Annotated in this window: 20 protein-coding genes; 2 read left to right on the plus strand and 18 right to left on the minus strand. The window is 37.9% G+C overall.

Features of this window, described 5'->3' with window-relative positions; translation table 11 throughout:
- Positions 1-981 precede the first annotated feature (981 nt).
- Complete coding sequence (locus PQ479_RS21615) at positions 982-1,179, minus strand: cold shock domain-containing protein (protein WP_012960443.1); 198 nt, start codon at positions 1,177-1,179, stop codon at positions 982-984.
- Positions 1,180-1,732: 553 nt separating this feature from the next.
- On the opposite strand from PQ479_RS21615, the gene PQ479_RS21620 reads away from it, so the two are divergent.
- Positions 1,733-2,704: a DUF6612 family protein gene (locus PQ479_RS21620; RefSeq protein ID WP_047987152.1), complete on the plus strand. Its 972-nt coding sequence runs from the start codon at positions 1,733-1,735 to the stop codon at positions 2,702-2,704.
- Between the two features lie 86 nt (positions 2,705-2,790).
- On the opposite strand, the gene fliT is transcribed toward PQ479_RS21620, so the two are convergent.
- The 17 genes from fliT to PQ479_RS21705 all read right to left on the minus strand — a co-directional run bounded on the left by fliT (position 2,791) and on the right by PQ479_RS21705 (position 17,805).
- A complete protein-coding gene (gene fliT, locus PQ479_RS21625) occupies positions 2,791-3,165 on the minus strand; it encodes a flagellar protein FliT (protein ID WP_047987151.1) in 375 nt (124 codons plus the stop codon).
- Entirely contained in the window at positions 3,152-3,550 is a 399-nt protein-coding gene (fliS, locus tag PQ479_RS21630; protein ID WP_047987150.1) for a flagellar export chaperone FliS, read from the minus strand. Before fliS ends, fliT begins: the two co-directional genes overlap by 14 nt.
- 28 nt (positions 3,551-3,578) lie before the next feature.
- Positions 3,579-5,168: a flagellar filament capping protein FliD gene (gene fliD / locus PQ479_RS21635; RefSeq protein ID WP_047987149.1), complete on the minus strand. Its 1,590-nt coding sequence runs from the start codon at positions 5,166-5,168 to the stop codon at positions 3,579-3,581.
- Positions 5,169-5,182: 14 nt separating this feature from the next.
- Complete coding sequence (gene flaG, locus PQ479_RS21640) at positions 5,183-5,515, minus strand: flagellar protein FlaG (protein WP_047987148.1); 333 nt, start codon at positions 5,513-5,515, stop codon at positions 5,183-5,185.
- Positions 5,516-5,652: 137 nt separating this feature from the next.
- Positions 5,653-6,489: a flagellin N-terminal helical domain-containing protein gene (locus PQ479_RS21645; protein WP_047987147.1), complete on the minus strand. Its 837-nt coding sequence runs from the start codon at positions 6,487-6,489 to the stop codon at positions 5,653-5,655.
- A gap of 393 nt (positions 6,490-6,882) precedes the next feature.
- Positions 6,883-7,506: a LuxR C-terminal-related transcriptional regulator gene (locus PQ479_RS21650; protein ID WP_047987146.1), complete on the minus strand. Its 624-nt coding sequence runs from the start codon at positions 7,504-7,506 to the stop codon at positions 6,883-6,885.
- Positions 7,507-8,220: 714 nt separating this feature from the next.
- A complete protein-coding gene (gene csrA / locus PQ479_RS21655; RefSeq protein ID WP_047987145.1) occupies positions 8,221-8,442 on the minus strand; it encodes a carbon storage regulator CsrA in 222 nt (73 codons plus the stop codon).
- Complete coding sequence (gene fliW / locus PQ479_RS21660) at positions 8,442-8,888, minus strand: flagellar assembly protein FliW (RefSeq protein ID WP_047987144.1); 447 nt, start codon at positions 8,886-8,888, stop codon at positions 8,442-8,444. Before fliW ends, csrA begins: the two co-directional genes overlap by 1 nt.
- 229 nt (positions 8,889-9,117) lie before the next feature.
- Positions 9,118-9,699 carry a DUF6470 family protein gene (locus PQ479_RS21665; RefSeq protein WP_047987143.1) on the minus strand — a complete coding sequence of 194 codons (582 nt, stop codon included), beginning with the start codon at positions 9,697-9,699 and terminating at the stop codon, positions 9,118-9,120.
- An 83-nt stretch (positions 9,700-9,782) separates the two neighbouring features.
- A complete protein-coding gene (gene flgL, locus PQ479_RS21670) occupies positions 9,783-10,958 on the minus strand; it encodes a flagellar hook-associated protein FlgL (RefSeq protein WP_047987142.1) in 1,176 nt (391 codons plus the stop codon).
- Between the two features lie 13 nt (positions 10,959-10,971).
- The gene (gene flgK, locus PQ479_RS21675; protein WP_047987141.1) at positions 10,972-12,639 is read right to left on the minus strand and encodes a flagellar hook-associated protein FlgK; all 1,668 of its coding nucleotides are present in this window, start codon (positions 12,637-12,639) and stop codon (positions 10,972-10,974) included.
- Positions 12,640-13,123: 484 nt separating this feature from the next.
- Positions 13,124-13,621, minus strand: coding sequence for a flagellar protein FlgN (locus PQ479_RS21680; RefSeq protein WP_053070288.1), 498 nt, complete (start codon positions 13,619-13,621; stop codon positions 13,124-13,126).
- 14 nt (positions 13,622-13,635) lie between these two features.
- Positions 13,636-13,902, minus strand: a complete 267-nt coding sequence (gene flgM / locus PQ479_RS21685) for a flagellar biosynthesis anti-sigma factor FlgM (RefSeq protein ID WP_047987140.1) — start codon at positions 13,900-13,902, stop codon at positions 13,636-13,638.
- Positions 13,903-14,034: 132 nt separating this feature from the next.
- Entirely contained in the window at positions 14,035-14,466 is a 432-nt protein-coding gene (locus tag PQ479_RS21690) for a TIGR03826 family flagellar region protein (protein WP_053070312.1), read from the minus strand.
- Between the two features lie 43 nt (positions 14,467-14,509).
- Positions 14,510-14,992: a ComF family protein gene (locus PQ479_RS21695; protein ID WP_273717208.1), complete on the minus strand. Its 483-nt coding sequence runs from the start codon at positions 14,990-14,992 to the stop codon at positions 14,510-14,512.
- Positions 14,993-15,222: 230 nt separating this feature from the next.
- Positions 15,223-16,596 (minus strand): ATP-dependent helicase ComFA, encoded by a 1,374-nt coding sequence (locus PQ479_RS21700; RefSeq protein WP_047987137.1) that lies wholly within the window; start codon positions 16,594-16,596, stop codon positions 15,223-15,225.
- A gap of 354 nt (positions 16,597-16,950) precedes the next feature.
- Positions 16,951-17,805, minus strand: coding sequence for a DegV family protein (locus tag PQ479_RS21705; protein ID WP_047987136.1), 855 nt, complete (start codon positions 17,803-17,805; stop codon positions 16,951-16,953).
- A 405-nt stretch (positions 17,806-18,210) separates the two neighbouring features.
- Between PQ479_RS21705 and PQ479_RS21710 the strand changes: the two genes are divergently transcribed.
- The gene (locus PQ479_RS21710; RefSeq protein WP_047987135.1) at positions 18,211-19,158 is read left to right on the plus strand and encodes a nuclease-related domain-containing protein; all 948 of its coding nucleotides are present in this window, start codon (positions 18,211-18,213) and stop codon (positions 19,156-19,158) included.
- Positions 19,159-19,589 lie beyond the last annotated feature (431 nt).

Raw genomic sequence — 19,589 nt, forward strand, 5'->3', positions numbered from 1 at the left:
TTTTGCCTCAGTATCTGCACATTAACCCTCTCTTTGTGCAGATACTCCGTGGTTTTGCCTCAGTATCTGCACATTAACCCTCTCTTTGTGCAGATACTCCGTGGTTTTGCCTCAGTATCTGCACATTAATCCCACCTTTGTGCAGATACTCCGTGGTTTTGCCTCAGTATCTGCACATTAGCCCTCTCTTTGTGCAGATACTCCGTGGTTTGGCTTCCGTATCTGCACAAACCCTTATATACCTTAAGGTGGTGAAAGATGACTTTCATTTTTGCTGGTGTCGGAGCTGATTTTGGCTCCGACATGGGCGTTTTATATGATAGTTAGTGCGAACATAGAGCGTAACTCGTTGCTGCCGAAAAATCATGCTCCGCGTCCTGCTGGATGACGCTGAACTAATCGGCACAGCCAGCGGATCTCCGCTCTGCCACTAGGTCCCCGGGTGTCTCCGTATGACTCGCCCGCTAGATTACTTATAATTCTCAAGTTCAAAACCATTCTTACAACAAAATAAAGAAAAAGAGCAAAGTGAATGAAAAGCCACCAGTTAAAGAATACACTAAATGAACATTATTGAGGTCAAATGCTAAAATCAGGTTGGATAAATATCCGTGTTAATGGCTGTAAATACGCTTTTTTTGATATCAAATTGACTCTCTTATTCACTTACGCCGTATTGTTGGCTCTCTTTTCGACCTCATTGCTGCGTATTTTCGTTTGCTCCGCATTAACTGCCTCTTAGCCAGACACTACTTTCTATCTTTACTTGTCGCGAAGTGAAATAGGCTTCTCCGTGTGAATTTTATAAGAAAAACAAACGAAACAAGTCTTTAAGCCATCTTAGCAATCAAATATCAATATTAAGCTATTCTTGCTTTTTTTCGCGCAAAAATTCAAACATAAGATAGAAAAAAACCCACCTCCTAAGAGATGGGTTGAATGGTTATTAGCTATGATTCATTTCCTACCCAGGAATGTGAATTAAAGCTTAACTACGTTCGCAGCTTGTGGACCACGAGCACCTTCTACGATTTCAAATTCTACGTCTTGACCTTCATCTAGAGATTTGAAACCCTCAGAATTGATAGCTGAGAAGTGTACGAATACGTCATCTCCGTCTTCGCGCTCGATGAAACCAAAACCTTTTTCTGCGTTAAACCATTTTACTTTTCCTTGCATATTTTCACATTCCCTTCGTTACTAAAATTGCTGTGGATAATTACCACAGTTTTACTATAACAACCTCCTTAAATATTGTCAAACGCTTTTGTATCGCCTTTTTTGTCACCGTATGTTGGATTTTATCGAATTTACAAGAATAAATGATATCGCTTTCTTTTTCCTGAGAAAATAAGTCAAAAGTCCTTTCATTTGTTAATTTCATTTATTCACCGACACTTTTACATATTTTATTCCATTCAAAATAATGATTACTCCAACCTTCCCTGTCTTCAAATAAGCGAAAATACTGTTAATTCACATAGTTTCTCTTATCGCACTCCTCTTTCACTCTTATCACACTTTATCTTTTATTATATTTAAATAAAAAATAACCCTTTCAAAGTTTCTCATACTTCTTCCTTTCATTTTTAGTTTTTCATCCTTTTTCCCCATTTTCAATATGAGTCTCATTGCTTTACTTTTATTTTCCAATGGTTTTTCCTGTTCAAGTCACCTAATATCTAGTAAAATAACAACCGTTCACTATTTTGATAAAGAAGGAGATTCCTATATGAAAAAACTTTGGTTAAGTCTATTCCTTTCTGGTGCTTTAATTTTAGGAGCATGTAGCAATGATGATGCTGATGCACCAGCAGATGAACATGTAGACAATGATACAGAAGAGGTAGCAGATCAAGATAACGAAGAGAACGAGGGTACAGAGGGGTTATCAGCAGAAGATATTCTTACACAAAGTATGGAAGCCATGAATGCCATCAATAGCTTCTCTTCAGAAATGAAAGTTGACCAAGTGATTGATTTTGGTGAAGTTGATCCAGAGCTCGGCTCAAGTTCAATGACAACTGGCATTACAATGAATATGGATGCTATGATGGAGCCATTTTCTATGTACCAAACGATTGAAATGGCCATCGATGAACTTGGTGACTCTTTTACATCTGAAACGTATTTAACAGAGGACGGCATGTTCCAATATGAACCTTCCCTTGATGAATGGCTCAAATATCCAGACGAAATGCACGATGAAATTTTGGCATTAGGTTCTGTAGAAGCAACACCTGAAGAGCAAATTGAATTATTACGTAGCTTCGGTGATGAGATTGAAGTAACCGAAGAAGGTGATTCTTATGTTCTTACTGTAAGTGGTTCTGACCAAAACCTTGAAGCATTAGCCGATGAGGTTATGTCAATGACCGGAGCAGCTGGAGAAGAAATGGAATTCCTTTTAAATATGATGACGATTTCTGACCTATCGTATTCATTATATATTAATAAAGAAACGTTCCTTCAAGAAGCGATCGATATGACGATGACAATGGAACTTAATATGGAAGAAGAAGGCGTAACAATGACCATGACACAAACAACGTCAGGTACATTCACCAATTACGACCAAGTTGACACAATCGTTGTACCAGACGAAGTCATTGACTCCGCTGTAGAAATCGACGAGGAAATGCTTGGTGGCCTAGAAGGTATGGAAGAAGACGAAATCGTTGAGGAAGAAGACAGCGAAGAATAATAACGAACAAAACCACTCTAATATTAGAGTGGTTTTTTATAATTATACAGACAATAATTCAAGAAATTCACCCCTACATTCATGCGTTACTCACGCTTATCAAAAAAGATACCTTCTTGTGTAGGTGCCGTATAAGGGTTATCATACTTGCGATTAAGCTTCTTTTTTTGTTTCATTTGATTAATATTTCTTTTAATTTGATCACGATTCCGTTCTAACCCTAGCTCCATTTCTTGACTCAGTTGCATTAATTGTTGTTTCCGTTCAATAGAAACTTGATCTTTCACATCATGATCTAAGTTTGCAATTAACAACTCTCTCTCTTTAAGAAGCTTTTCCATTTCAGCGATTTGGGACTCTCTCGCATCAACATCATCACTTAATGGATTGCGAACCTTGTGTACGAGTAATTCCGTAACTTGTATGAGTTCCAGGAAAGTTCCAAGCTTACTTTCCTTCATTACCAAACCTTTGCTTTCTATCAATTTGTAATGCTTCTTTCCATGTATCTCGGAATTGTGTAATCATATCTGTCGCCGAATCGAGTTTGGTTATATCCTTTTCCATATTAGCCTCGATAAGCAAGTTTAATGTGTAATCATATAAAGCTAACATATTCTTCCCTAACTCCGTATCAACCTTTAAAGTAACCATAAGCTCACGAACGATATTCTGGACCTTAAGAATATTTGTATTAGATTCTGCGATATGACCGTCATTCATTGCTTTTTTTGCTAGACCACTAAATTTTAATGCTCCATTATAAAGCATCAAGGTCAGCTCGGCTGGCGAAGAAGTTTCAACCTTGTTATTTTGATACGTTTGATATGGATTTCTCATTGCCACGTTGTGTACATCCTTTCTATGTTAATCGTTATTGAGCAAAGAACTGCATTAAGGACGCTGCTTGTGAATTCGCTTGATTCATCATAGCTTCCATTCTCGAAAACTGTGCCCAGTAACGACTCTCGATTCGAGCTAATCTCGTTTCAAACGCCTCAATTCGCTTATTAACATCAAGAAGCTGAGTACCAATTATATACTGATGCTCCGTTCTATTCTCATTACCTGCTCGATCGACAATCGAATTCATTGTATTTGAGATATCTGCTCTGACTCGTCCTATTAGACCAGTTTGGTTATAAATCTCATTTTTTTGTTGCTGAGTTCGGTCAGCTTGTTTGATACTCGTTAAACTAGGATCAGCTGTTCCGTTTAAAATCTGATGAACCGAATCCGGATCCTCCGCTAAAGCAGCCCGAAGCTTATCTTCATCAAGCTCCAAGAAACCACCCATTGTATAATCATTACTCGTACTAATTCCCAATTGAGTAATTTGATTAAATTGACCACCTGTCTGCACAGGAGCATACAAGCTCGCACGCATCGTGGATAACAAAGAATTGAGCAGTGGGTCATTTCGTAATAATCCACTTGTTGCTTTTTCATCCCAAAGCTCCGCTTCACGCTCAGATAATTCCCTTCTTTGCTCATCCGTTAAAGGTGGAAAATCACGAAAGTTCGGCTCAGTTAACATTGCTCGAATCTCAGTAATCGTCTCATTGTATGTATCTACAAATGACTTGACCTTTTCAAACGCATCATCGGTATTTGTATCTACTCGGAACGTTTCAAAGTCAGCCGTTACTTCCGATAACGTAAAAGCAATACCTCCAACTGAGACACGATTACTACGAGAGTCCATTACAATAGGTTCTGTAGACATAAAGGAATCAATAAATTCAATTTCAGCATTCGTACCTGCTACTTCATTTTCTTGTTGGATATGTAGGACATTATTTAGAAACCCTAAATCCCCTCCAAAAGAAATCTGGTTGGTATTACTTCCGTCCGCCGCATCAAAAACACCTGTTTCCGTACGTTCAATTATTACTTTATCATAACTAGAGTTATAGGACATTTTGATACCGAGACCAGCTGCATTTACTTCCCTAAAAAGACTATCTAAAGATTTACTTGTATCAATAGTAAAGCTTTTCGTTACTTCTTCACCCTTGCTATTATAAGTGGTAATGGAAAACTCCTCACCATCGTAAGAATCAATGTCACCTGCATAAAATTCCTGGCTATTCAAAGCGGAATTAGTACGAATTTTCATATCTCCATTTGAGATAGTGTTTTCACTAATATTTCTTGTCTGTGTGGCAACCTGATTTACTTTAAGCTGAAAGGCTCCATTCCTTACCTCCGCATTAGGCTCTGCTATAAATGCCTTACTATCTGAATTTGCCACTTTTGTATTTAAAGATGAACGTAAACGAATATTATAGGCTGCATCATCGAGCTTTTTTAATAACAAATTCACATCCCGATATTTATCTCTTTGCCACTCTAATGTTTGCTTCCGCTGAAAATGACGGTCAAGAGGAATTCTTTCCGCCTGCATCAGTTGTTTAATCATACTTTCTGTATCAATACCACTTGCTAATCCACCAATTCTCACAAGCTCACCACCCTCTAAATTTTCTTATCAAAAAATAAACTAATTGTATCTCGAAAAGCAGCATATATATCAAGGAGTTTTTTTGGAGGAACCTCCTTAATCACTTCATTTGTTACTCGATCAACAATTTCAACATAATATTCATCCAAATCCTCGTGTAGGGCAAATCGCACACTCGCATTCATGGAATCTGTTATTTTGTTCAACTCATGTACATGCTGTTGAACGACCTGTTTTGTAGGTTCCACAGCTCCCCTTGATAATTCTGCTTGAGCGGACTGTTTCGATTGATTGGCTTGATATCCTTTTACATTTGTATAGTAACTAGAAGCTGATTGGACCTCCATCTCTTTCACTCCTTATCAAATTTTTTCTTACCTCTTATATCGGTCTATTGCTTAGGAAGTTAATGACTTTTGCTAAGAATGCTTCTTTTTTCCAAAAGAAAAAGACCCAGGAGGACCTAGATCTTTTCGAAGTAAAATTAACGTAATAATTGAAGTACAGCTTGTGGCTGTTGGTTAGCTTGAGCAAGCATCGCTTGTGAAGCTTGGTTAAGAATGTTCGTTCTAGTGAACTCCATCATTTCTTTAGCCATATCTACGTCACGGATACGAGACTCAGCAGCTTGTAAGTTCTCAGACGCATTGTCTAAGTTTTTGATTGTGTGCTCAAGGCGGTTTTGGTAAGCACCTAACAATGAGCGACCACTTGAAACTTTTTCAATCTCCGCATTAATTAAATCAATTGCTGCTGTTGCATCACCTTGACTGCCAGAAATATCAAGTGCATCTACTGCGGCATGTACTGATGTAAGATCGATACCTTCAGTTGTGAAATCTAACGTCATTGTTTCGTTTGAATTTGCACCAACCTGGAATACCACAGATCCAGTAGTACCAGTAGTACCATCAAGTAAGTTCTGTTGGTTAAACTGAGTATTTTCCATGATTCTTTCAATTTCATTTGATAGTTCTTCAAACTCAGCTTGTAGTGCCTCTCTATCAACATCAATATTAGTGTCATTAGAAGCTTGAACAGCTAATTCACGTTGACGCTGTAAGATTTCATGTACTTCATTTAAAGCACCTTCAGCTGTTTGAATCATTGAAATACCATCTTGTGCATTACGAGATGCTTGATCCAATCCTCGGATTTGTCCACGCATTTTTTCAGAAATCGATAAACCAGCTGCATCGTCGCCAGCACGGTTAATACGTAATCCAGAAGATAGCTTCTCCATCGCTTGTTGACCTTGGTTAAGGTTAATCCCCATCGCACGATGTGCATTCATTGCTGGTAAATTGTGATTAATAATCATTTCTAATTTCCTCCTTGAGTTTGCTCCGCCCACATCCTTGTGGTTGGATATTAGTTTTTTTAGAGCTGCTTCAGTTTGAAATGCCGGCCACATTTCTTGTTGATTAACTCTACAACTCTATTATCGACATGACTTTTATGAAGTTTAGACTTTTTTTGAATTTATTTATGATTTTTTCCTTATAAGATTTTTAGTTCGAAAGTTTCAGATTGCAACGGTTTACCAACAGCATAATAAAAAAAGTTGCATGCCTTGTCCCGTCTCAGCGCTATTATTGCAGAGAAGAATACCTCCATTAGCTAACTTACAAAACAAAAAGCACCAAGAGCCCAACCCCTTCATGCTTTTAAACGTTTCAAGAATATTTACTTTTATGGTTTAATTTTGTAAAAATTACCCTCTATTCACGTAGCCGTTTTTAAACATACGGTTAATGAGCTGAAGCTTACTTGAAACCTTTAGTTTACGCTTAATTGCTTCCACATAACCTGTCACCGTATAGGGCGATAGGTATATTTTCTCGGCAATTTCTTTAATAGATAGACCTTCGATCATTAAAGTAATGACCGTACTTTCTGTTTCTGTAAAAACCTCTCTCGCCTTAGGTGTTAGTGAAAACAACTCTTGCTCTGGCTCTTCGTGAATGGAATGCTGTTGAACAATCTTTAACACTTCTTGCTGATATGCCTGATCAATGTATTGCTGACATGATTTGGCTGCATGCATTTTATTAATTAAAGAGTTAACGCAATCCGAATATTGAAAAATATGGACCTTAGGAAATTTTAAAAGTAGCTTTTGAACTAAATAATCTTGATTTTCATACAAAATCACATATAAGTGTTCGGTACTTTTGGCATTCATGTTTTCAATAATAGCATTCAAATCCTGATGGCAAATGACCTGGACTGACTCGATGGATTCATTCATAAATTCTGTGTATAGCTTGGCTTTTAAATGATTGTCGCTGCAAATTAGGCTGACCTGTTGTTCCCTCAGTGAATGCGCTGAATCCATTAGCCCTCTCCTCCTCGTTATCCTAATATATAAACTTAAAAAAGCTGTTGAAACCATTAATCCCTTTCTATTAATTGATTCGAAAGTCACGGTAATAGAAAGAGTAACAATATAATGAATGTACTACTTACTGTATTAGGTGTGAATAGGTCTTTTTTATAGACGGATAGACCCAAAAAATTCTATATAATGAACTTTATCATACACCTCTTAACTGTTTTCACCAAAATTTGTAGGTTATCAGTCTGTTTTTTTCCTTTTTATAAATCTTCTAATATTTTCCTAGAAAAGCATTAGCGAATTAATGGAATTTACATGGAAACGACCTAGATAACACACTCCTTTTTACTGGGTACTTAAGTCCTAATAATTCTTTACAAAGAACAAAATTACTCGAAAAATGTTTCTTTTTGTCTTTTTATTATGTGTCAAAAATGAGGCGAAAAGGTTCTTTAACAAATTCCTACAATTTACGCAATTCGAAATATCCGCAAAACGAAATGTTAAAAATGACCAAAAAATATAAACAGATATAAGTTATTTGCTTCGTTCATATTCCGTTTTGGTTATAATCTAATAGTAAAGGAGATTAAAGGCTATGTAAATTGGTACAATTACCGATATTTCATATAAATACACTATATATTTTATCTATCTGTTACCTTTGCTTTATATAAAACATACTACAACGAAAATACCAGGACTTTTGATACATTATCCCTTCAAAAATGACTTTAAACTCTCTAATGATACGGTTTTCGCCGCTTCATGATTTTCAGATTGAATCGCTAAATAAATTTCTTTTCTATGAATCTCAATATGCTTGGGGGCTTGAATACCTAGTTTTACTTGTTCACCCTCGACACTTACGATTGTTACTTCGATATCGTCGCCAATTTTAATTGATTCATTGCTTTTTCTCGTCAATACAAGCATTACTTTTCCCCCTTAACAACAGACTGTTTAAAGATTCGTTCTTTCGTCTGGTAAAGTGAGTCATTCATCATAAACTGTCTACCTTTTTGCTTTTTCATATTCAATACAATCGGCCCCTGCAAATTAGCGGTTGTTTCCATAAATGGTTCCTTAACCGTTAGTAAAACAAAGATAGCGACCTGTTCGTTTGAGGTAATGTTAAGTTCTTCAATCACTTGTTTACTTAATTGAACTTGATAATCTTGTATATAAGAAAAAGGCTCGACACAAATAAAAGCAACATCGGCTGTTTCAGTGGATTGCAGTACATAAAAAGGACTTTCTTCCTCTAAGGATAAAAGAACAAATTGCTTTTCACTCTCAAAAGCAGGAAGTCCTTTTGCAAAGTGGAAAAGCTGTTCATTTTTCAGCTCAATTTGCCCATGATATTTTGTTTGAATCTTCATGGTAACACCTCTCTTAAATGACTTTTTATAGGTTCATTGTAGCATAATCTTTCCACGTAAATTAAATTCAATATGTATAAAATAAGTGAGCGTCATGATCACTCTCTATTTATTAGAATGACTTTTAATTGTTTTTTTCTTGAGATAAACATAGGCAAAATGGGGCAATCTTTTTTTGTTTGTAATAGTTACGGAAAGTAAAAGCGGGGAAAAAGGAGAGGTACAAGACCTAAAGAGCACGATTGACGGCTTGGTCTTGTACATGAAAGGAGATCGCATTTTTCTGGCGGACATAGACATCGGCTTGCCACTTTTGAATGTGGATTTGCGGGTCATGCTTTTGGACATGAATATCCACATATCCATCTGGAGCCTGAATGTGCACTTCACTAGGCTGATAATGAAATTTGACGCGGTCAAGACTTTTTGGCATATAAGCAATTTGACTGCTTGGTGTTGCTTTTACAGTTTCATGTCTGGCTATATTGGCAATCGGATTCGTGTATAAGTGAATTGCCTGCAACTGTTTCCCCTGGTTGACCTTTTTTGAAATATAGGTGTGAACAGCAGGTATCATTTTCTGATAAAACTCTTTTGCATACCTTAATGGACTTTTCAAATGAGCGTCGGCAAATGCTTCACTTTGATCGATATGTAAGCTCGATTGACTTGTTCGGATTTGAATCACTTCATCAATCTTTTGATCAATAAACAATTGAGCTTGCTTCTGCCTAATTTGGACAGGAGGCTCATTTTTGTGAATACCGATTTGAGCCCAAATCTGGTTAATATGAAGTTCTGGTACTCGCACTGGTAAAGCCTCCCCTCCATACCGAATTCCTTATTTTACTTTCTGGAGGATTTATCATTTAGATGTATAAATGATTTTCCTTTTTATCTTAGAAAGTCTAATAACGTCGGCTGCATAATTCTTGCACCCGTCCCTAGAGCTGCATTATGGATATTCTCTTGAATAATTAAATTCATAATCACTTCTTCCATATCCGCATCTTCATTATCAGACATCATTTTCTTCGCACTAATTTCTTGATCAAGAATACGATTCTCCATCATTTCAACGCGATTGGTTCTTGCCCCTAACTCGGCTCTTTGAGATACAACTTGATCAATATGTCCTAAAAATTGGTCAATGTACCCAGTTAGCTGTTCACCGGTTAAAGATGGGTCTTCTAAGGCTTGTTCAAATCGGATAATATCGCCAAATAATTGGTTGCTAAATACATCATTCGGATTAATATTAACCTGTACTTTTACACCCTTCATTAATTCAACTTCAACCGCCTGAGAGTTAGCTGAAACAGCCTGTTTATCAGCGATAACGAGATCATTTGTACGTACCGTCGTTGAGTCCACTTCCCCTGTATCACGATTCGGTTGCAGAAAACGGATATCATTTTCCTCTGACACAGTTAATTGAAAAGCTGTGTCAGCAAATGCTGGGTCATCAAATTCAGGGTTACCGATTTGATTTACATCTTGAAAGACAAATTCACCATTGGCATTTTCTCCTACATATTCAAAGGTACGCCCACCATGAATCAGTTGAAACTGTTCTAAATTGGCATCGGCAGTAAATAACGTCGATAATGGCTGATTCAAGTCATTGGAATTAATAACAGGCGGCGACAACGTATCAGTCCCATTAAAAATATACTTATTCCCTGATTTCGTATTCGCAATCGATTCCAAATGGAGACGTAACTGCTTTACTTCTTTGGCAATATTTGCCCTTTCGCTCGCATCATAGGAGTCATTCGATGCTTGAGTGGCTAAATCACGTATTCTCTTTAACGCATCGGTCGCCTCACCTAAGGCAGAATCAGCCGTATCCATCCAGTTATAAACTTCACTTAAATTCCTTTTAAACTGAGTAACTTCAGCTACTTGTGTACGGTACATCATCCCCTTCATCGCAACAACCGGGTCTTGTGAAGGACGTGTAATTTTTTTCTGTGTCGACATTTGATCAGAGAGCTGACCTAACTTCTGGTAGCTTAGATTAATATGACGTAATGTATTTTGCGAAATCATTGTCGGTGTAACTCGCATCTCTTATTCCCCCTTATCGACCAACTAAGCCCATTCGATTAATGATCGTATCAATAAGCTCATCAACCATCGTTATATTTCGTGCAGCCGCATTATAAGCATGCTGATATTGAATCATCAAGGTTAATTCTTCATCAACGGACACATTACTAACCGATTGTCGATTGAATTCAACACTTGCCAATAAATTTCCTGAATTATTTAATAGGCGTTCAGCTTCCTTCGTATCAACAGCCATTTGTCCAATGACGCTTTGATAGAAACCACCAACTGTTGCCGTAGACGTTCCGAATTGAAGCTGCATATCTTTTGCATCAGCTAGTAATGCAGCATTCGACGCATCACCTGGAAAGGCTTTAGGCACACCAGGCTTAAACACCGCTTCATTTTCTAAAAAATCAGCCACAAGTGCAAAGTTATTCGTATCCTTAGCTTCTCTTAAAACTGCTTCATATTGCTCAACATTTTCTAAAGCTTCCTTATTAACACCCGATGCGGCAATATGATTTAAGCTTTGATTAATATGATCCGATACAGCTAAAAGAGCAGCAGCCCCTTTTTTATTTGTCGGGTCATTAAAATCTAAAGAACCAATCGTAAAGAAATCTTGCCCTTGATGAACTTCACCATTTACATCTGGTAAAGTAAAGCCACTTTTATGAATATCATTAATTTGTTTAGCAAAAACAAAAGCCATCTCATCTAATTGAGCAAGCATCTTTGTGTATGTACCAACAACTTCACCTTGTTCATTTGTATAACCTAAGGCTTCGACAATCCCTTTTAAAGCACCGTTTGGCATATCAGAAAAGGATAAATTAACATCTCCTATATTCATTGAAACAAAATGTCCATCCTCATCTTTGGTCATCGTAATCTGTTGAAGATTATCAGGATTGCTACCATCAACCATGGCATGTCTCGTCCCATTAGCATCAACAAAAAATAAATTAACTGCACCCTCTGCAGCTGAGTTAGGCTTTCCACTACTTTCCTCTCGACTAACTGAAACCTTCATATATCCAGAGATCTCATCAATTAAACGATCCTGTTCATCATATAAATCATTTGTCACATAGCCGTGTGGCTCAACGTCACGAATTTGCTTATTAACCTGATTTAATTGATTTAACAATGAATTCAGATGAGTTGTTTGCACATCTAACTCATTTTTATAATCATCTTGAATTTGTGTGAGTGAATTCGATATGTAATTGAAGGAATCCGTTAATGCCTTTGCCGTTTCTCTTACGACAGAACGTTCACCCGATTCGGCTGGATTTTGGACAAGGTCCTGAAATTTCGACCATAACTCATTCAACTGCTTCGTCAAACCATCCATAGAAAGCTCATTCATTTGTGATTCCATTTTTTCTAATGAAAGATATCTCGCATTCCAATAACCGGTTTTCGTATGCTCATTCCGAAATTGTACGTCTAAAAATTGATCGCGGATCCGTTGAATCGATCCTGCCTTTACACCCGTCCCCATCGAGCCTGGTATTTGTGGACTGTTCATCCCTGCTGACGGATATGCCTCCGTCGTTTGAAAATTAACACGCTGTCTTGTATATCCTGCTGTATTGGCGTTAGCGACATTATGCCCTACTGTATATAAAGCTTGCTGCTGTGTCATCAAGGCACGCCTTGCTGTTTCTAATCCTGAAAAAGTTGATAGCATTGGAATCCTCCTTTTATATGAAAGTTACTTATGGGCGATAGTTTGTGCCGTGAAGTTAGCTCGTCATCCATCTCGAGATAGTTGACTTAACAGGACACTGCTCCCTTTTTGTGCGTGCAACTCCTAATGGTGATCGAGTTGTAAACGGGCCAACTGTTTAAAAAGTCGCCACTACTTTCATCTTTGTTGGTGGCGAAGTGAATGGGGCTTCGCCATGTGGGTTTTGTATAAAAGTTCAATGGGTGATGCACGGAATCTCGTCAAGTTCACATCCAGTATGACAGGTTACGACAAATCATTAAGCTCAAGAGCTCATTGTGACATCATGGCACTTGAGTAACTAACACGTTTAGCCTTTTTCGTGTATTTACTCACTCTCTTCCTTCGAGTAACTGTCACGTTCGGCACTTTTCGCACTCTTACTCACTCTCTTCCTTTGAGTAACTGCCCAGCATTTCCCGCACTATCGGACTATGCCTCTTATTTAAGCCTTTGAATCAAATATCGAGCGGGTGTGATTATCATAGGTTGGGATTGCTTCTTGGTTTCGTTGATACTGCATATCCGTCAACTGCGGGGAGAGTAAGTCCATCGACAACTGGATGTAGGACATTGATTCCTCTAACAATTCCTTGTTATGATCATTTACTCGTTTCATTTCAATGATTAACGGAAGAAGCTGTTCCTGCAGCTGCATGAGCTCTGCTGCTTCCTCTTTTCCAACCGTTCCTAATACATCTTTCATCGTCGGGTTTAATAGCGGCTTATTGACTCCCTCAAGAAAAGCCTGCACCTCTCTCATCCGCACCATCTCGGCCACTTTTAAGCGTTGTGCCCATTTCGTTTCTTCTCGTACAAGCTGCTCGAGACTCTTCATTTCATTCTTTTTTATATAATCGGTCTTTTTGATTGCTAGTTTTAAAAGCTTTTGATGAATTTCTACCAATTCATGTAAAACATTTTTCACTTTCGTTAATGACATGGTAAACTCCTTTATTAAAAGTTTTCATTCCAATAGTCATAAAATGCCTTTGCTACCTTTTCTGGCTGCACCTTATACTCACCATTTTGAACTTGCTTTTTCAATTCATCTACACGCTCTTGCCTATCTAACACAAGAGGGTTTTTCTGCTGAAGCTTTAAAGCTTCATCTGAAATTTGTAGCTGGTCTTTTTTCCAATTTGCTTTTTGTGTTGCCTCTACTTTGCCTATTGGCTTTTGATACATTTGGCTGCTAATGCTTTGATAAGGATTAACTTTCACTAGATACACCTTCCTTTTAGAAATGGACTCGATGTATTGCATTCGTGTCATTCTTCATCTATTCATACTCATCAATTAACACGTCTTCTTATTTTCTCTCTTAAAGTATCGACCGAAATGAATAATGATTAATCAGTCTTTATAACGATTTATATTAATAGAACGATAGGTCTGATTCTTACTTGTAAGATCTTGACGCACATTCTCTTCAAACTGCTTTTGTCGTTCATGTTGATGAACACCCTTTATAACTCTATCCTTACAGCTTTCACATAATCGACCTTGATGGATCGAGTCACCACATGATTCACAAGGATAGCCTAAATTAGGGAAATTGGTCGTTAATAATCGACCTTCTCTAATAAATTGATATATTCTTTCATATGGTACTTCTGTATAGGCGTGAACTTCTTGTACCGTGGCCATCCGATTTTCTTTTTTATTCATGTAACTACGAACAACTTCAAACTGCTCCTCTTGCTTTTTAAAACAAGTATTACAGACTTTTCGTAAGCCTTTCATAAACAAACGACCACATATCGGACAATTCGTTAAATTACTCAACATTCTCTCCTCCCAAACAACAAAGCGATACACTTTTTTCTTTTTAGCGTGCGATTGTAAGGGAAACAACCTCTTCTACCCCTATTTGCTTTAAAACATAAGCTGCTTGTCTTAAAGTTGTCCCTGTAGTATAAATATCGTCTATAAGGATCGCTTTGTTTAGTTTTTGTGAAATATTGTTCAGTTCTTTCTTAATTGAAAAGGGATTATCATCGAAGGAAGCGAGTCGTAACCGACGTGATTTTTTACTTTGTTTCTCTCGCTCTTTCCTCTGTAAAACAGGGTGAATCGTAGCATTTTTCCATCCCGTAAGTAGCAGCTCACTTTGGTTAAAGCCTCTCTCTATTAACCGTTGCGGGCTTAAGGGAATAGGTATTACCACATAACCTCTGAAATGCTTCATATATAAATCATACAATTTCGGAGCAAAAAACTCTGCGATGACCGCATCCCCACGGTACTTATAGCTAGCCAGCGTTTCCTTCATAAATAAATTATACTGATAGACCGAGATATTTTTATCCAATAAAAAATGAGTCCTTTGATCACGTTGCCAACGCATACAATCAAAGCAGCATCCATCTTGACTCCAATTTCTTACAAGCAACTCTCTCGAACAAATTCGACAACGGTCCCCTTCTAGCTTCTTTAACTGCCTTAAGCACCTCAAACATAAATCTGAATCCGTTTCAATTAAGAGTAACTGTGACCAACTTGGCTTCTTTACATAGGAAGAAAAGCAAAATAAACACCGTGTCATGATAATAATGTCCCTTCTCGATTCATCATTTTAACTTGACGAATGGCCCGATTCATCGCGAGCGTTCTCCCAAAATGAAAGAAACAAATTTCACCCTCTGGAAACTTTCGATCACGGCCAACCCTACCCGATATTTGCACAAGTGCCGCCTCATCAAATACAGGATTTTCTGCCCCTAAAACAGCAACCGCAACATTTGAAATCGTAACACCGCGTTCTAAAATCGTCGTCGTAACTAGTAATGAAATGCTCCCCTCACGAAAAGCATTGACTGTTTGATGTCTATCTCGTGCATCAGCATACACTTTACCATGACTAAATCCTTTCAAAGAAAGCGCATCAGATAACTGCTCGACTACAGCGATCGTTGGAACAAATAACAAGATCGGCTGTGTGAGGTGTTCAGTTAGCCATTGGATTAGAGGCGAGGGCAACTTTCTTTTCTTTATTTTTTTCGTCCAATCTCCGACCCACTTTAATCTTGGGACAGGTAGTGGGTAGCCATGAAAACGCTTTGGAATTTTCACCATTTGTAATTCTGACTGTCTCAGTAATGACTGATTAGGCGTCGCACTTAAATAGATAATCGGAGCTGCTTGCTTCCGAGCTCTCTCCACCGCAAACTGTAAGCTTTTATCAAAAGAGAACGGAAATGCATCCACTTCATCAACAATGATACAATCAAATGCGTTCTCATATCTCAACACCTGATGCGTCGTTGCTAAAATAAACATATGACAACGATCCTTGTGCTCACTGCCACCATATAAAGCCGCCATTCTAATCGAAGGAAAAGCCTGCTGAAACCGCGGCTCAAGCTCCTTCACCACATCTGTACGAGGTGTTGCAAGAAGTACACGCCACCCCTTGGCAAAAGCTTTTTCTAAGCCTCTAAAAATGATCTCGGTTTTCCCTGCTCCGCACACCGCCCAAACTAATCCGGTCTTCTTCTGCTCAAGCCACGAAACAATTTGCTCAGATGCACGAATTTGCCCTACTGAGAGCTCTCCTTCCCACGCCAAAGATTTCACCACTTTTGTCAACTTCGGTTGGTCGCCTATCCAACGATATAACCCTTGGCATGCCTGAACTTTACCTAAACTTAAGCAATGCCGACAATAATAACAAGAAGGCGAACCACACTTCGCACAAGGATGTTGACCAAACTGAAAAAAATCTTGATTATGACAACGCACACAAACGGGCCGTCCCTGTCGACCTCTAAACAAAATTGCTGGACTCTTTTCCAGCTTTTTCTCCTTCAGCCATTGCTCGATTTCCCGTTCTGATAAGTTCAGTTCACTTTTCAACAATAGCTTTCCGATCAAAAAAGCAGTATCATGATTCGGCTCTAATGACTCTATTAGCAACTGTCACACCTCCGTATCATTAGTTTTTTACTATACAAATAAAACAGATTAAACAAAAGAATGATGTTATCGATGACAGCTAGAAATATAAGGGGGCTTCAGGGACATACTTGGAGTTGTAGTTCGTGATCTGATATAAAGGATTAGCATTCTAGAACAGAGCTTATGGATTGTCTTAATGACATCAGAAATGGCTTGTTTACTCTAAAAGGATAGACTTTACCTGATGTCTACGGGGAAAAATCTGAAGTTCTTACTTCAGGAGAGGATACGAAGGTTAATCGAATTCATATAAAAAGACTGCTCACTTATCCACGTAAGTTGCAGTCTTTGTTGTGTATGCGTAAAAATGAATTAGTCCACTTTTTTTGACCATGTTATACCGATCGAACCTTGCCCTAAGTGCGTACCGATTACTGGTCCAAAATAACTTAAATTAAAAGTCGCTTCTGGGAAACTCGCTTTGAAGTCCTCCATTAACTTTGTCGCTTCATCCTCGCAATTCGCATGGATGATCGTTACTTGGAATTCTCCGCTTTTTGAAACTTCCTGCTCAAGCAACGTTTTGATTTTTGCAAATGCCTTTTTCTCCGTTCTCACTTTTTCATAAGGCACGATTTTCCCTTCAACTAAATGAAGAATTGGCTTTATTTTCAATAGATTGCCGACAAATAATTGAGCCGCATTAAGCCTGCCCCCACGATGTAAATGATTAAGGTCATCTACAACAAAGTAGGCACGAAGCGTTTCTTTCACCTTATCTAGATGTACTACAATTTCTTCAGCTTTTTTTCCATCTTCCGCCAAACGAACAGCCTCAAAAACGAGCTGTGCTTGTGGTGAGCAACTAATCGCCGAGTCATAGCCAAATACTTCAATCGATTCAACCATATCCGCTGCTGCCATGGCAGATTGAAACGTCCCACTTATTTTACTGGATAAGTGAATCGAGACAACTTGCTCATAACCTTTTTTCGCCAAATCTTCAAAAAGCTCTGCAAATTGACCAATTGCAGGCTGAGAAGTGGTAGGTAAATTCTTTTCACCTTTCATTCTCTCATAAAACTCAGCTGCCGTAATGTCGACCTCCTCTAGTAATGACTCTTGTCCAAAAACGACATTTAGAGGCACCATATATACATCTAACTTTTTACGAAGCTCTTTTGGCAGATATGCCGTACTATCTGTCACAACCGCTACTTTTCTCATGTTTAGTCCTCACTTATCTCTCAATTTTTTCTTTACCTACAATGTTATTTCCGTATGCTGTAAAATCTATCTCATTTAAATGTACCTTGAATCATTCATAGTTTCAAGACTTATTGAATAGTTCTTTTACTTTTTTGCGAAATCACGGCTTAGCACACCTTGACTGGTAGATTAAACTTCTGTTCATAGGGAAAACATGAGCAGAGAAACAGAGAGTTTGGTGGATAATGCTTGCTTTATTAGGAGCAGATTCGTCAAATTACTACATATCACAAGCTGATTTTTTGAATTTTTTTTCATATTTTACAAGGATTTTTATAAAATTTGTAGAAAAAAGAAGGAAAACTAAAGTTACTATAGAACTAGTACCTTTATATTATCATGCTTATGCGAGGAGGCACTGCGTTGATTTTAAAAAAGAGAAATACCCCTAGGGACTTAGTTATACAACGGAGCCTATCTATCCGACTTAAAGTCAAAAGTAACGAGCAAGAATTTCATTTAAGAAACATCCAGTCTGGTATTGATGGAGAAAAAGCCTTTGACCAATGGGTCGCCACGCACATACCTGAGCAATTCCCGCATGTTCAAGATATCCGCTTTACACAAAACGGTTCAACCCTCCAAATCGATTCAATCATCATAACACCTGAGAACTTGTTTCTTTTCGAAATCAAAAATTATCAAGGAACCTTTGAATTCCAGGATCATAAATTGTACACAGAAAAACAAAAAGAAATTAACAACCCCAACACGCAACTAGAAAGAACCGCATCCTTGTTAAGACAATGGTTAACCAAAAGAAATATCCCACACCCTCCTATTCAACCATATGTCATTTTCATCAACCCACATTTTTACCTTTACACCACCAGAAAAGAAGCAGCGAACTTTATCTTTAGTAATCAACTTCACGCATTTGCCCGCAAATTAGAGAAAATGAATCGTCACATCACCAATTCCCATCTAGAGCTCGCCAACCAGCTAATTCTTAATCACTTACACGAATCACCTTACGATAAAACACCAGACCACCCACCCGAAGACTATAAAAAAGGATTCTATTGCAAGGAATGCTACTCATTTGAAGTAACGCTTTCAAGGTATTATTTGTATTGTGAGGACTGTAAAGAAAAAGAACCGATTAAATCCTGTCTTTTAAGAACAATTGATGAATATCAGATATTATTTAAAGGAGAATTTACAACTACTGACATTTATTTTTGGTGCAATCAACAAGTTTCAAAAGCAACCATTAGAAGGATTTTAAGTTCTACCATGATTAAAGAAGGTAAGTACAGAGCTAGTGTATATAAACCCTCAACTAATAATTTTGCTCACCGTGATCAATAATTTACACGGGTTTTGCCTAATGGACTCTCTTTAGGCAAACCCCCCCATAAAGATGTTAACTGTGTAGATATACATAGATACAATTAACATCACCTACCACCAGCATCTATACATCGCCCCCTCTTTGTATAGATACTACCTTCCTATACACTGGTATCTGCACATTAACCCTCTCTTTGTGCAGATACTACCATCCTCTTCCTCAGTATCTGCACATTAGCCTCCTCTTTGTGCAGATACTAACCCTCTTCTCCTCAGTATCTGCACATTAACCCTCTCTTTGTGCAGATACTAACCCTCTTTTCCTCAGTATCTGCACATTAGCCTCCTCTTTGTACAGATACTAACCCTCTTTTCCTCAGTATCTGCACATTAGCCTCCTCTTTGTGCAGATACTAACCCTCTTCTCCTCAGTATCTGCACATTAACCC

This window comes from Alkalihalobacillus pseudalcaliphilus, from assembly GCF_028610675.1.
Lineage (GTDB): Bacteria > Bacillota > Bacilli > Bacillales > Bacillaceae_D > Alkalihalobacillus > Alkalihalobacillus pseudalcaliphilus.